12 protein-coding genes are annotated in these 13,703 nt (G+C 67.3%); 6 read left to right on the top strand and 6 right to left on the bottom strand.

What is annotated here, in order from left to right; translation table 11 throughout:
• Positions 1 to 58: 58 nt before the first annotated feature.
• Positions 59 to 880 (top strand): maleylpyruvate isomerase family mycothiol-dependent enzyme, encoded by an 822-nt coding sequence (locus tag NS4_RS15565; protein ID WP_063060286.1) that lies wholly within the window; start codon positions 59 to 61, stop codon positions 878 to 880.
• Between the two features lie 114 nt (positions 881 to 994).
• Here the strand turns inward: NS4_RS15565 and NS4_RS15560 are convergent, their stop codons facing one another.
• Together NS4_RS15560 and lpdA are read right to left on the bottom strand one after the other, a co-directional pair.
• Positions 995 to 1,417 (bottom strand): hypothetical protein, encoded by a 423-nt coding sequence (locus NS4_RS15560; RefSeq protein ID WP_063060236.1) that lies wholly within the window; start codon positions 1,415 to 1,417, stop codon positions 995 to 997.
• A 126-nt stretch (positions 1,418 to 1,543) separates the two neighbouring features.
• Entirely contained in the window at positions 1,544 to 2,947 is a 1,404-nt protein-coding gene (gene lpdA, locus NS4_RS15555; protein WP_063060235.1) for a dihydrolipoyl dehydrogenase, read from the bottom strand.
• Between the two features lie 117 nt (positions 2,948 to 3,064).
• Between lpdA and NS4_RS15550 the strand changes: the two genes are divergently transcribed.
• Positions 3,065 to 4,135, top strand: a complete 1,071-nt coding sequence (locus tag NS4_RS15550) for an AraC family transcriptional regulator (protein ID WP_245665424.1) — start codon at positions 3,065 to 3,067, stop codon at positions 4,133 to 4,135.
• Positions 4,136 to 4,434: 299 nt separating this feature from the next.
• Positions 4,435 to 5,457 carry an NADP-dependent oxidoreductase gene (locus NS4_RS15545; RefSeq protein ID WP_063060284.1) on the top strand — a complete coding sequence of 341 codons (1,023 nt, stop codon included), beginning with the start codon at positions 4,435 to 4,437 and terminating at the stop codon, positions 5,455 to 5,457.
• Between the two features lie 178 nt (positions 5,458 to 5,635).
• Here the strand turns inward: NS4_RS15545 and NS4_RS15540 are convergent, their stop codons facing one another.
• Together NS4_RS15540 and NS4_RS15535 are read right to left on the bottom strand one after the other, a co-directional pair.
• Positions 5,636 to 6,928: an MFS transporter gene (locus NS4_RS15540; protein ID WP_063060234.1), complete on the bottom strand. Its 1,293-nt coding sequence runs from the start codon at positions 6,926 to 6,928 to the stop codon at positions 5,636 to 5,638.
• Between the two features lie 62 nt (positions 6,929 to 6,990).
• Positions 6,991 to 7,677, bottom strand: a complete 687-nt coding sequence (locus NS4_RS15535) for a ZIP family metal transporter (protein ID WP_063060233.1) — start codon at positions 7,675 to 7,677, stop codon at positions 6,991 to 6,993.
• A 245-nt stretch (positions 7,678 to 7,922) separates the two neighbouring features.
• On the opposite strand from NS4_RS15535, the gene NS4_RS15530 reads away from it, so the two are divergent.
• Positions 7,923 to 8,555, top strand: a complete 633-nt coding sequence (locus tag NS4_RS15530; RefSeq protein ID WP_063060232.1) for a TetR/AcrR family transcriptional regulator — start codon at positions 7,923 to 7,925, stop codon at positions 8,553 to 8,555.
• A 43-nt stretch (positions 8,556 to 8,598) separates the two neighbouring features.
• Complete coding sequence (locus NS4_RS15525) at positions 8,599 to 9,459, top strand: alpha/beta hydrolase family protein (RefSeq protein ID WP_063060231.1); 861 nt, start codon at positions 8,599 to 8,601, stop codon at positions 9,457 to 9,459.
• Between the two features lie 11 nt (positions 9,460 to 9,470).
• On the opposite strand, the gene NS4_RS15520 is transcribed toward NS4_RS15525, so the two are convergent.
• On the bottom strand, positions 9,471 to 11,543 hold the full coding sequence (locus tag NS4_RS15520; RefSeq protein ID WP_063060230.1) for a prolyl oligopeptidase family serine peptidase: 2,073 nt from the start codon (positions 11,541 to 11,543) through the stop codon (positions 9,471 to 9,473).
• 78 nt (positions 11,544 to 11,621) lie between these two features.
• Between NS4_RS15520 and NS4_RS15515 the strand changes: the two genes are divergently transcribed.
• The gene (locus NS4_RS15515) at positions 11,622 to 12,455 is read left to right on the top strand and encodes a siderophore-interacting protein (protein ID WP_063060229.1); all 834 of its coding nucleotides are present in this window, start codon (positions 11,622 to 11,624) and stop codon (positions 12,453 to 12,455) included.
• Positions 12,456 to 12,618: 163 nt separating this feature from the next.
• Here the strand turns inward: NS4_RS15515 and NS4_RS15510 are convergent, their stop codons facing one another.
• Complete coding sequence (locus tag NS4_RS15510) at positions 12,619 to 13,635, bottom strand: ABC transporter substrate-binding protein (RefSeq protein WP_063060228.1); 1,017 nt, start codon at positions 13,633 to 13,635, stop codon at positions 12,619 to 12,621.
• Between the last annotated feature and the right edge of the window lie 68 nt (positions 13,636 to 13,703).

Here is a 13,703-nt window from a genome sequence, read left to right as displayed (position 1 = left end):
GCCGGCCGACTCGGAAATCGGTGGCACAGTGATGTCGAGAACGGTTGACTGCGTGACCATGATCCCACTCGATGTTCGGCCGCTGTTCCAGCGTGAAAGGCAGACGCTGCTCGAGATGCTCCGGTCGTTGAACTCGGCGGACTGGAAGAAGCCGACGGTGTGCCCTGGCTGGAGCGTGGCCGATGTGACCGCGCACATCCTGAATGACTACATGCGGCGGATCTCCGGCAACCGAGACGGGCACGATGGCGCCGTGTTCGCCGACGACGAAACCTTGCCCGCCTATTTGACGCGCGTGAACGGGGAGTTCGTCCGTGCGATGCGTCAGTGCAGCCCCCAGGTGCTCACAGACCTGCTCGCCCACCTGGGCCCCGAGTTGGATCGGGTCTGGGCAGCGACAGCGGATCTTGCCGGACCCGCACGGCTCAACGTTTCGTGGGCGGGGACTGGTACGAGTCCGTCCTGGCTCGACATTGCCCGTGAGTACACCGAGTTCTGGGTCCATCAGCAGCAGATCCGCGACGCGGTGTCTCGTCGTGGCGCCGATGAGGTCGCACTGATGCGTCCGGTGCTCGTGACTTTCCTGCACGCGGTGCCGTGGGCGCTCCGGGCCGAGGTTCGGCCGGGCGGGACAGCGGTGCAGTTCGAGATCACAGGTCCGGCGGGCGGTTTGTGGTCGGTGATCTCCGACGGGACGAGCTGGAACCTGACGGCCGAGCGGGCCCAGAAACCTACCGCGGTAGTGCGTATGGACCAGGACTCGCTCTGGCGGCTGGCCAGTCGCGGTATAACAGTTGAGCAGGCACGTCAGCGTTCTGAGTTGCGTGGCGATCGGGAACTCACGAAGAAGGCAACAACACTACTTGCGGTGGTTGCATGAATCATGATCACCGCTACATGAGGTGGAGCGGATCCGTTCACACGCCGGTGAAGCCTGCCCTTCCAGCTCTCGCAGTGCGAGATCGAACTCGACTACCTCAACGGCGGCAGATCACTAGCGGCCGCCGGTGAAAGATGCTGCGGGGACGAATATCTCGTGCCCCGAGTCGAGGCGTACCGTGACTCCCTCGGGGCTCCATCGTGCCGATTCGAGCGTGGGGTCGCTGTTGCCGAGGATTTCGAAGTAGACAGGATGTCCGTACCCCATATGCGGGTAGCGACCGACCATGATCACATCCGGAAGCCGCCGGTGCAGCAGCCAACTCTCCTTCCTCAGGAGGCCCGCGTGGTAGGTCGCACCGTCGTATTCGACGGTCGGCGGCTGGGTTTCGACGCGAAGCACCTCGGTGCGCACCATCCGGGCGTCGGCGAAGACCGCGCCGAGCAAGACCACGGACAGCAACAGAACCGCGAAAACCCCGAGAATCGAACGCATGCCGGTCAACCCGAAACGGGCGGACAGCGGTTCCGTACTCATCGCCGGAATATATCCCCGCCCACCGCGCCCCGGGCGGCCGGCTCGTTCCGTCCGGGCCACCGGATACGAACCGACCCGGCACCGTGCGGGCACGATGCCGGGTCGGGAGACGAGAACCGGGCGAGATCAGAAGTTGATCATGTGCCCGGCCAGGCCGTGGATGGCCTCCTGCAGCGCCTCGCTCAGCGTGGGGTGCGTGTGCACATTACGGGCCAGCTCGTTGACCGTGAGATCCCACTTCTGGGCCAGGGTCAGTTCGGGCAGCAGTTCGGAGACGTCGGGGCCGATCAGGTGGCCACCGATCAGCTCGCCGTACTTGTTGTCCGAGATCAGCTTGACGAAACCGGTGGCGTCGCCGAGACCGTGTGCCTTGCCGTTGGCGGTGAACGGGAAGGTCGCGACCTTCACGTCGTAGCCCTCGTCGCGCGCCTGCTGCTCGGTGAGACCGAAGCTGGCGACCTGCGGCTGGCAGAAGGTCGCGCGCGGCATCATCCGGTAGTCGCCCAGGGTCAGCGTCTCCGCGCCGCCGATGGTCTCGGCCGCGACCACGCCCTGTGCCTCCGCGACGTGCGCGAGCTGCAGTTTCGCGGTGACATCGCCGATGGCGTAGATATGCGGCACATTGGTGCGCATATTGTCGTCGATGGCGATCGCGCCGCGGTCGGTGAGCGCCACACCGGTGTTCTCCAGGCCGTAGCCCTCGACCCGGGGCGCGAAGCCGACGGCCTGCAGCACCTTGTCGACGGTGACGGTCTCGACCGAACCGGACTTGTTGTCCTTGATCGCGACGGTGACCTTGGACCCGTCGTCGTCGATGGACTGCACGGCCGCACCGGTGGTGATGGTGATACCGAGCTTCTTGTACGCCTTGGTGATCTCCTTGGAGACATCGGCGTCCTCGTTGGGCAGCGCGCGGTCCAGGAATTCCACGATGCGCACGTCGACGCCGTAGTTGCGCAGGACGTAGCCGAACTCCATGCCGATGGCGCCGGCGCCGACGATCAGGATCGAACCCGGCAGGTCGCGGGTGAGGATCTGCTCCTCGTAGGTGACGACGTTCTTGCTCAGAGAGGTGCCCGGCAGCAGTTTGGTGTTGGTGCCGGTGGCGATGATGACGTTGTCGAAGGTGATCGACTCCGTGCCGCCCTTGCCGAGCTCGATCGAGAGCTCGTTCGGGCCGGTGAACGAACCCTTGCCGTCGTACTCGGTGATCTTGTTCTTCTTCATCAGGAAGTGGACGCCCTTGACCCGGCCGTCCGCGACCTTACGGCTGCGATCGAAGGCCGCTCCGAAATCGAAGGTCGCCTCCCCGCTGATACCGAAGGTTTTCGCTTCCTTGGTGAAGATATGAGCCAGCTCCGCGTTGCGCAGCAGTGCCTTGGACGGGATGCAGCCCACGTTCAGGCACACGCCACCCCAGTATTTCTGCTCGACGATCGCTGTTCGCAGGCCGAGTTGAGCGGCGCGGATCGCGGCGACGTAACCGCCGGGACCAGCACCGAGAACGACGACATCGTAGTGGGAAGTCACGGTGTCGAGCCTAACGCTGTTGCTGGATGTTCACTCGGCTAGCCCCGGCAATGGGGAGGCGCCTCTGGTTACCCGCGGGTCGTCCGCCGGATGGCCGCGATGACTACCGTGGCATCCGTGGCGAGCGCTCAAACCCCTGACCTGGACCCCGTCGACGCCGCCTACACCGCTGCCCGCCCCGGGCACAACGATCCCACGATCGGGACTGTCTCGTCGCAGCTGATCCGCCTGGTCCGCGGCACCGCTCTGCGGACCGGCGCCGACCCGGGACGACTGGCGACGATCCCCGGTACCAGCGATAGCGAGTTGCGCGGCGAACTCGACCGGGTGCCCCTGCACTCGCTGGTCCAGATGTGGCAACTGCTGGCGGACGCCGGCCCCGGCGCGGGTCTCGCAGTCGCCGACGACGCAACGCTCGGCAGGCTCAGCACCTGGGATTATCTCGTCACCACCGGGGCGACCCTCGCGGATTCGCTGGCCGCCGCCCAGCCTTACCACCGACTGGTCACCGCCACTGCCGAAGGCTTCGATCTGCATTACGACGGCGAGCTGACCGTCGGCTTCCGTACCTCCGCGGACGACCCGCGGGTCGCGGCGGTGATCAACGAATACGTACTCGGCTACTACCTGAGGCGCGCACGGGAGGGACTCGGCCGCCCCGTTGTCCCCGTCCGCCTCACCTTCGGCCGTCCGGCGCCGCGCGAACACCGGACCCTCATCGAAGCCTTCGGTACCGGCCACATCGACTTCGACGCGCCCGCCGATACGATCACCTTCGCCGCCGCCGACGCCGAGGCACCACTGGTGCGCGCCGATCCCGCTCTGGCCGAGTTGCTGCGCGGCCACGCCGACCTCGTACTCGCCGCGGCCCGCCCGATCTCCGGACCGCTGGACGATTTCCGCAGCGCACTCGCCGCCGCCATCGATGCGGGTACCCCGACCCTGACCGGCGTCGCCGCCCGCTTGACGGTGAGCCCGCGAACCCTGCAACGACGGCTGGCCGAACACGGCACCACCTGGCGCCGGGAACTCGACGAATCGCGCTACCGCCGGGCCGAGGAACTACTGCGGTCCGGCCGGACCACCGCCGCCGTCGCGGCCCGCCTGGCCTTCACCGACGATCGTGCGCTGCGCAAGGCCTACCGGCGGTGGAGTGGCGGATCGCCGGGGGGCCATCGAAATCGCTGATCGCCGCGCATCCGCCCGGCCGCTGATCCGGATGCCGGAGCCCGGCGTCGTCCCGGCAGTGCCGATAACAGGACAGCACGCATGAGGTGGCGGGTAGACAGCCGAGACCGGCCGGGCGGCGGTGGCGCGGCAGGACCGGATCATGGCGGGCGAGGACCTGGGAGCCGACCCTGAACCGCCATAGCTTCTCGTTAGCGATATCGACAGTCCGTGAAACGAGAGAGGCAGAAGCCGTGCGCGAGGACACCCAGCAGAACCCGACCACCCCGAGGACTCCGGCGACCGGCACAGCCGCCCCGGTGGAATCGGCACCGCCTACCACCACGCGCGAGATCCGTTTGGCCGCGCGCCCGTCCGGAGCACCGACCGCCGCGAACTTCGAACTGGTCACCGCACCGATCCAGGACCTCGCCGACGGTGAGATCCTGGTCCGCAATACCTGGATGTCGGTTGACCCGTACATGCGCGGGCGCATGGACGACCGGCCCTCCTATATCCCGCCGTTCCGGCTGGGCGAGGTGCTGGAAGGTTCGGCGTTGGGCGAAGTGGTCGCCTCCCGGGCCGCCGGTGTCCCCGTCGGCACCATCGTCACGCACTTCGCGGGCTGGCGCGAACATTCGGTGATCGACGCCGCCACCGCCACGCCGGTCGACCCGACCCTCGCAGCACCGCACCACTACCTCGGTGCTCTCGGCACCACAGGGCTCACCGCCTACGCTGCTCTGACCGATATCGCGCCGGTCCGTCCCGGAGACACGGTATTCGTCTCGGCCGCGGCCGGTGCGGTCGGCAGCGTCGCCGGGCAGCTCGCCCGGGTGCTCGGTGCCGGCCGTGTGATCGGATCGGCAGGCGGACCCGTCAAGGCCGAAATGCTCACCGAGGAGTTCGGATTCGACGCCGCCATCGACTATCGCGCGGGCGATCTGTCCGCTCGCCTGGCACAGGCGGCACCCGACGGTATCGATGTCTATCTGGACAGCGTCGGTGGCGACCAGCTGCGGGTCGCGGTCGAGGCCATGCGTCCGCACGGCCGAATCGCACTGGTCGGTGCGATCAGTGGTTACAACGGCGACCCGGGCCGGCGGGGGCCCGATCTGTTCCTGGCTGCCACCAAGGAGCTGACACTGCGCGGGATGCTGGTGAACAGCTATTTGCCGCTGATCGGCGAGTACATCGCCAAGGCCGCGGCCTGGCTGGCCGACGGCACGCTGCACACCCGGGAGACGGTGTACGACGGACTCGACCAGGCCCCGGCCGCCTTCCTCGGTGTTCTGTCCGGCGCGAATGCCGGCAAGATGCTGGTCCGGCTCGCCCCGGAGTGACACTGTCGCGATCCGCCTGGGCCCGGGAGCACCGGACCCGCTCGGCGAATACCGAGTGGGACGGCGGCGGGGCGGGCGACCCGGTACCGGTTCCGGTCAGTTGTATCCCGAGACTCGCAGCCCACCAGGAGAAAGCCGGTCCGATCCGGCACCGATTCCGACGGTGAAGCCGTGCGGCTCACACCCCGCCGGGACGGGCGGCCGCGCGGGACGGTCCGGATGTGCGCATACTCGCCCGTACGGCAGCGGTGAGGGCGAGCAGAGCTCCGACGGCACCGCACGCGACGAATACTGTCCCGGCCGTGGACACCGCCGTCCCGCCGGCCACCATCCCGGCCGGGACCCCCGCCGCACCGGCGAACCCCTCGACCGAGCCGAAGACACCGAGCTCATCGGCCGGGAGTTCGGCCTGGATCAGAGCCTGCCAGACGACCCCGGTGATCGAGATGGCGAACCCCGCGGTCAGACAGCCGATGAACAACAGAACCGGACCGACCACGTCCAGCCCGTAGCCCGCGACGGCGACCGCCTCGAACACAACCGCGGTGGTCAGCACGGTGGACCCGCAGCGCCAGCCGAACCGCACCGCCCCGGCGATCACCGACAACGACCCGGTCAGCGCCGCCACTGCCATTCCGGTGGCGAGGGCCGCCCACAGCCCGCCACCACCGGTCGCGGTGACGGTCAGTGCCGGACCGGCCACCGCTACCAGGCCGATCACGAAGGACACCGCGAACCAGAGCGCGACCGACCAGCCGAGCCATGGCGCACCGGTGACCGTTCCGCGCAGGGTCGCCCAACCCGTACCCAGGGTCGACCGCGGGCAATCCGCCGGCTCATCGGGACGGAGAACAGCGTGAGCCGCCCGCCGCGCGTAGACCAGCGCGACCAGGTTCATTCCGAATGTCACCGAGTCGAACACCAGAATCCAGACGAATCCCACCGTCTCCGACAGGACCACCGCCACCGCCGGACCGATCAGCACACTGATATCGGTGACCAGGGCGATCAGCGCGTTGGCCGGGCGCAGACCGGGTCCGGGCACCACTGTGGGCAGGACGGTGGACAGCGCCGGGGCGTAGAAAGCGGTGGCCGCGCCGAAGAGCGCGGCCGAAACCGCCATTGCCGTCAGCGAATCACGGCCGGTACCCACCAGCACCAGCGCCAGCCCACCCTGCGCGACCATACGCACCACATCGGAACCGATCATCACTGCGAACGGGTCGCGGCGAGCGGCAGCGAGACCGGCGACCGGAGTGCAGGCGAACCGGCCGGCCCACAGAGCGATCAGGATGACGGTGAGCGATGTGGCGGAGCCGAATTCCTGTATCGAGTGCACAGCGAAGGCCACCGGGACGATCCCGTCGGTGACGCCGGAGCACACGGCGCCGACGAATATTCCCCGGAAGGCGCGCACCCGCAACGGCTCCGCCTTGCGGCGGAGTCCGGAGCGGAATGCGTTGGCTGCCATACCTTGCGCATCATTCGCCGGCCGGGCGGGCGAGGGAACCGATTTTCCGGGGGCTCGGCCGATCAGCTCAGCAGAAACGCGACGAGGAACCCGACAGATGTGGCCATGCCGACCCACCAGCCACCCTCCCGGTATGCCTCCGGCATGAGCGAATCGGCGAGGACCGCGATGGTCGCGCCGCCCGCGAAGGCCTGGATCGCGCTGATATGGGTCGGCTGGAGGTGATCGGAGAGCAGGTTTCCGGCGACGGTGACCACGACGAGGACCGCGCCGGTGAGGACCCACAGGGTGAACGCTCCAGCGGGTGCGACGTTTCGCTGCCGGTGCAGCAGCGCCGATCCGCCGATCGCCTCCGGTACGTTGCCCGCGGCGATGGCGACCAGCAGCACGATCCCGCCGCCCGACCCCAGCGATACGCCGAGGGCCGTGTTCTCCGGAACACCGTCGAGAACCGTTCCGAGCATCAGGGCCCAGCCCACCGCACCCGCGCCCTCCCTGCGTTCGAGGAGCCGGTTGGCGACCACGTACACGGCGGCACCGAGAAACAGCGCCACGCCGGCGGTGAATGCCCCCGCTTGCAAGAAGGCGGGTTCGAACAGTTCGTTGGTCACGGCGGCGATCATGGTGCCCGCGCCGAAAGCCATCAGCGAGGCGAGCAATGGCTCGGGCAATGTGGTTCGCAATCCGATGGCCGCACCGATCAGCAATGGAATTGCCGTACCCAGCCCATACAGCAGCGCGGTTCCCATAAGGTGAACACTATGTGTTGCCGGGTTATTGCAGTGGTCATGCCGGGCCCATGGAAATTATTCTATAATTTCCCTTTAAAATCCGCTGTACCAGCGAGATCCAGGCATTGTCCGGTTTGGCAGTTTCCCCGGCGACCCGGGTTGCGGACAGCCAACTTTCGGCAACCCCGTACCGTGCTACCGGCAGGCTACGAAAGGCCCGATCGATGACGAGGTGATCGGGCTTTTCGGTATTGTTCTGCGCGATGTCACAGGAAGCGAATTCGGGACGACGGTATGCCGGGCAGCCCGTAGAAGATCGGCAACGCGAGCGACGCGCTCGTTTTCTCGAATCCGGCCTGACGGTTTTCGCGAGAGACGGGTATGCCAATAGCTCGGTCGGGGCCATTTGCAAAGATGCGGGGTTGTCCTCGCGCCAGTTCTACGAAGAGTTCACCGGCCGCGAATCGCTCCTTGTGGAACTCTTCGCTCTCATCGACCGGGAGTCACGGACCGCGGTGCTCGCCTCCCTCGATCAGAGCACCGAGAAGAGCGCGCTGGAACGGATCGACGGCGCCATCCGCGCCTATGTGCAATCCATCGGCACCGATATGCGACGAGCTCGGGTCGTGCTCGTCGAAGTGGTCGGCGCCGGGGCCAAAGTCGAGAAGATGCGCGGGGAATCGCGCCGGGCCTGGAGTTCGGTGCTCGCCAAGGCCGCCGAGGACGCCGCACTGCACGGTGAGATCCCGACCGGTGACTACGACCTGCGGATGCTCGCCATCATCGGCGCGGTCAACTATGTGGTGGACGAATGGAGCGGCGCCGAACCGCGGCAACCGCTCGACGAGGTGATCCGGGTGCTGAGCCGGATCATCGTGGGCGCGATCCGGGCCTGACCACACCGCCGGGCGAGGACGTTCGGCGGCTAGCCTTGACCCGGTGGAGACCGTTGCGATCCAGATGCCCGACGGCAGCACCGTCACGGTGCGGCTGGTCCCGGCCACGGGATCGGACGGGCGTCCGGTCACTCCGGACACACCTCGTCCGGTGGTCGTCCTGATACCCGGGCTGGGTGTTCCCGCCGAGTACTACCTCTATTTCGCTCGTGCGCTCGCCCGGCGCGGCATCGATGTCGCGGTGGGCGAACTGCGCGGCAACGGCGCCGGCTCATCCAAACCGAGCGCGGCCAGCACCTACGGATACCACGAACTCGCCGCGGTGGACTTCCCGGCGATCTTCGAGGTGGTGCGCACCCGCTTCCCCGACCGCACCCCGTACGTGCTGGGCCACAGTATGGGCGGGCAACTGGCGGCGCTGTACGCGGCGCGGGTCCGCGGCCGCCTCGCGGGACTGATTCTCGTCGCCTCCGGCACCCCCTATTACCGGGGTTTTCGCGGCCTGCTCGGGCCGGGCATGCTGGTCGGCACCGCCGCGGTCTCGCTGACCGCCACGCTGGCCGGGGTCTGGCCGGGCGACAAACTCGGCCCCAACGGTTTCGGCCGCCAGTCGAAGGTGCTCGTCTCCGACTGGGCCCGGCTGGCCCGCACCGGCCGGTTCGACCCGGCCGGTGCCGATATCGACTACGAGGAACGCCTCACCCGGCTGAAACTGCCCGTACTCTCCATCACCCTGACCGGCGACGAACTGGCCCCGCGGACATCGGCCGGGCATCTGCTGGACAAACTGCCGAACGTCGACAAGACGACCTGGCACGTACCCCGGCCGCTGGGCCACAACGGCTGGATCTCCGAACCCGCCGATGTGGTCGACCGTATCGAGAAGTGGTTACACGATCGCTGACCGACACCGGATCACTTCGCGGTCCGGCCCTCGATGAGCATCTGGGTGAAGAACTCGTAGATCAGGGCCGCCTGGAACGCCGACTGCTTGTTGTCGGCGGCGCCGCCGTGCCCGCCCTCGATGTTCTCGTGATACCAGACCCGGTGGCCCTGTTCCTCCAGTAGCGCCGCCATTTTGCGGGCGTGCCCCGGATGCACGCGATCGTCACGGGTGGAAGTGGTCAGCAGGATCGGCGGATAGGTGGCGCCCGCACCGGTTTCCGCGGCCCGCTGATAGGGGGAGTACCGGCTGATATAGGCCCATTCCTCCGGCACATCCGGATCACCGTATTCCGCCATCCAGGACGCGCCCGCCAGCAACCGGTGATACCGGCGCATATCCAGTAGCGGCACCTGGCAGACGATGGCCCCGAACAATTCCGGGTAGCGGGTGAGCATCACCCCCATCAGCAGACCGCCGTTACTGCCGCCGACAGCGCCGAGCCGGTCGGCGGTGGTTATCCCGCGGGCCACCAGATCACGGGCGATCGAGGAGAAATCCTCGTACACCTTGTACCGGTTCTCCTTCTGCACCGAGGTATGCCACTGCGGCCCGTATTCCCCGCCGCCGCGGATATTGGTCATCACATAGGTGCCGCCCTGTTCCAGCCATCCGATACCGGATGCGCCGCCGTAGCCGGGAGTCCGGGACACCTCGAATCCGCCGTAGCCCGACATCACAGTGGGTGCCGGCGTATCCCGGGTCTCGCGGTGCCGGATCACGAAATACGGGATCGACGTTCCGTCATCCGAGCGCGCGAAGAACTGTTCGGTCTCGATACCGGTCGCGTCGAAGAACGCGGGCTCCTGTTTCCACTCGGTCACCGGCGCACCGACCGACCCCGCGAGCAGGGTGGTGGGTGTGGTGAATCCACTGGTCATGAGCATGTAGTCGTCCCCGCCCTCGAGCGGATCGAGATTCATGATGCCGGTGGTGGCCATGGCGGGGGTATCGGCGAGCGGTTCCGTGCGCCAGCCCCCGGCACCCGGGGTGAGGACGTACAGCTTGGTCTGCACATCCTCGAGGGTCACCAGCAACAGATGGTTCTCGGTCCAGCCGTAACCGTGCAGCGAGGTGTGCGCGTCCGGCTCGAACAGCACCTCGAAATCTCGCCCGCCGGCGAGGAACTGGACGAAATTCGTGGCGATCATGGCACCGGCGGAATAGGTGCGGCCCCCGACTTCCCACGGCGATTTCAACCGGACCAGCAGCCATTCCTTGTACCACGACTCGTCGGCGTCCGACGGTGTCTCCAGACGGATCCGGGAACCGTCGTCCTCGAGCAGGAACACCTCTTCGTTGAAGAAATCGGTGGTCTGTGCGATGTAGTGCCGCTCGTAGCCGGGGGTCCGGTCGTAACCCGCCGAGACGGAGACGTCGGTCACCGCGCCCTCGAATACCGTTTCGGCGGTATCGAGCGCGGTGCCCCGGCGCCAGCGTTTCGCGATCCGCGGATATCCGGATCCGGTGAGCGAGCCGGGACCGAAATCCGTTCCTACATAAACGGAATCGATATCGATCCAACTGATCCGCGACTTCGCTTCGGGCAGGAAGTAGCCGCCGTCCTCCGGCGCGATGAATTGGCGTGTTTCCATATCGAATTCACGAACGACCTTCGCGTCCGCCCCACCGCGCGACAGGCTGATCAGCGCCCGGCTCTGGGCCGGTCGCAACACTCCGGCACCGCCCCAGACCCAGTTCTCGTCCTCGGCGGCGGCGACCGCGTCGAGGTCGATCAGGACGTCCCATTCGGGCTCCGCCTTCACATATTCGGCGAAGGTGGTGCGCCGCCACAGACCGCGCGGATGCGCCGCGTCGCGCCAGAAGTTGTACAGCCACTGCCCGCGCCGCCCGGGGAAGGCGATTTTGGCGTCGGTGTCCAGCATGTCCAGTATCCGGCGCTGCAGCGCGTCGAACCGGTCGCCGGCGGCGAACCGCTCCATGACGACCTCGTTGTGCGCCCGTGCGAAATCGAGTGCCCGCTCGCCGGTGACCTCTTCGAGCCAGAGGTAAGGATCGGTTCCGCTGTCCTGTACGCCACTCATCCGACCATTGTCACCCAACCGGACGCGCGGGAATCGGCTACCACCAACATTAGGTAAGGCATTGCTAACCTGATACGCATGGCGACGCGCACCAAATACGTCAAACCGGCACAGCGGCGGATCCGCACCGCCGAAACCCTGGCCGCCGAGCGTATCGGCCACAGCTTCATCCGGGTCACGGTCGGCGGGCCCGACCTCGCCGACTTCACGCCGATGGGCTACGACCAGTGGCTGCGCCTCTTTCTGCCGCGGGCCCGGCAAACCGGCCTGCGCCTGCCCACCGCGGCGGAGAACACCCTCTGGTATGCGCAATGTCTGGCGATGAGCAGCGATACCCGGCCACTGATCCGTAACTACACCGTGCGCGGATTCCGCCCCGCGGGCGCCGGGTTCTTCGGCGAGCACGCCGAGATCGATATTGACTTCGTCGCCCACGGGGATACCGGCCCGGCCTCCGCATGGGCCGGCCGGGTGCGCCCGGGCATGCCCGTCGGTCTGCTCGACGAAGGCATCATGTATCAGGCCCCGCCACATGCCCACTGGTCACTGCTGGTCGGCGACGAAAGCGCGCTGCCCGCGATCGCGGGTGTGCTGCGATCGGCGCCGCGGGATCTGTGCGGCGCGGCGTATATCGAAGTCCCCCACCACACCGACATGCAGGATCTGGGCGAGCCGGCGGGCGTGCGGGTGCACTGGCTGCCCCGCGCCGACTCCCGCGTCCGGATCGGCGCGCCGGCCACCGCGGCCGTGCGCGCGGCGAACCTCCCACACGGGCCCGGCTACGCCTTCGTCGTGGGCGAGCAGCAACTCGTGTCCGGAGTACGCCGCCACCTGGTACGTGACCGCGGAATGGTCAAGTCCGACATCATGTTCAGCGGCTTCTGGCGCCTCGGCAAGGCCGCCGCTGGCTGATCGGCAACGGCCGTCCGTGCCACCGCGGTGAGCTCTAAGCCACCGGCGGGGGCAGATCACCTCTTGCGGCCGCCTCCGCCGGCCCGAGCTCCGGCCTGCCGACGGAGTCGTAGAGCCAGCTCTGCCTACGACTCCCCGCAGCCCAGGGCCGGCGCTCGATCGGTCAGGGGATCAGGTCCTCGCGCGGATCGACGCCGAAATGTTCGGCGAGCGTGGTGATCGAGGCGTGCGCCCCCTGCACACTCACCGAGAGGACGAACGGCTCGTCATCGACGTGAACGACATCGCCGGTGAGGCGCTGCCAGAGCGGATTGCCTTCGAAGGACGCCTGTTGATCCCGGCTGGAGTCCCCTTCGGCGCCCGGCGGGGTGTAGGCCGAAACCATGACGATTCCCGCGTCGGCGGCGAGGATCTGCTCCACCGACAGCGGGGTGAAGATGCTGTCGTCGGCGTCGGGTGCGCCGGCGGGACGCGGGATGCCCATGTCCGCCATGATCTCCCCGATGAACGAACTGCTGGAGTAGAGCCGGGCGGTGTTCTCACCGGCGAATCGGACCAGCGAATAGGTGACGCCGGGATGCGCGGCCCGGATCTGTTCTCCCACCGCGGCGGCGCGCTCCTCATAGCCGGTCACCAGCTCTTCGGCTCGGTCCTTTCTACCCAGCGCCTCGCCGAGAAGTACGACGTTGCGCTTCCACGTCGGGCCGGTGGTCTCGGAGAACACCGTCGGCGCGATCTTGGACAGCTGATCGTAGAGCGGCTCGTGGCGCACTTTCGCCGAGATGATCAGATCGGGTTCGAGCTCCAGGATCTTCTCCAGGTCCGGCTCGGCAATCGTCCCGACGTTCACCGAATCGGCCACCACGTCGTCGATATCGCCCAGGTAGTCCGGGAAGGGATTGTCCCGGTCCTCGCGATACTGGACGTACCCGACGAGCGGGGCGTCGAGCAGCAGCGCGGCGTCGGAGAAACTCGGGTCCAGTGCGACAACGCGTTCCGGTGGCGCGTCGATGGTCGTGGTACCCATGGCGTGCTCGACCGAGATCGGGGCCCCCGCACCGGCGGGAGCATTCGAACTCGAATCACCCGAGCCACCACACGCTCCGGCGAACAGCAGTCCGCCCACCAACAGGGGAGTCAGTGATCGCTGGGCTATCGACCGGCGGGACATCACTCGCATGAGGTCACCTTTCCTTCAGGTGGGCTACCACGCGACATCCGAATAAGGATAGGCTGCCCAATGCGTTG

The organism is Nocardia sienata NBRC 100364 (assembly GCF_001613205.1).
Classification (GTDB): Bacteria; Actinomycetota; Actinomycetes; order Mycobacteriales; family Mycobacteriaceae; genus Nocardia; species Nocardia sienata.
The sequence above is the reverse complement of the archived record's forward strand: the minus strand, read 5'-3'. Positions and strand labels throughout refer to the sequence as shown.

What these genes read in the sequence shown, in the direction of transcription:
- NS4_RS15565 (WP_063060286.1), top strand. Translation starts at nt 59, where the DNA reads ATGATCCCACTCGATGTTCGGCCGCTGTTCCAGCGTGAAAGGCAGACG.
- NS4_RS15560 (WP_063060236.1), bottom strand. Translation starts at nt 1,417, where the DNA reads ATGAGTACGGAACCGCTGTCCGCCCGTTTCGGGTTGACCGGCATGCGT.
- NS4_RS15540 (WP_063060234.1), bottom strand. Translation starts at nt 6,928, where the DNA reads ATGGCAGCCAACGCATTCCGCTCCGGACTCCGCCGCAAGGCGGAGCCG.
- NS4_RS15535 (WP_063060233.1), bottom strand. Translation starts at nt 7,677, where the DNA reads ATGGGAACCGCGCTGCTGTATGGGCTGGGTACGGCAATTCCATTGCTG.
- NS4_RS15530 (WP_063060232.1), top strand. Translation starts at nt 7,923, where the DNA reads ATGTCACAGGAAGCGAATTCGGGACGACGGTATGCCGGGCAGCCCGTA.
- NS4_RS15520 (WP_063060230.1), bottom strand. Translation starts at nt 11,543, where the DNA reads ATGAGTGGCGTACAGGACAGCGGAACCGATCCTTACCTCTGGCTCGAA.
- NS4_RS15515 (WP_063060229.1), top strand. Translation starts at nt 11,622, where the DNA reads ATGGCGACGCGCACCAAATACGTCAAACCGGCACAGCGGCGGATCCGC.
- NS4_RS15510 (WP_063060228.1), bottom strand. Translation starts at nt 13,635, where the DNA reads ATGCGAGTGATGTCCCGCCGGTCGATAGCCCAGCGATCACTGACTCCC.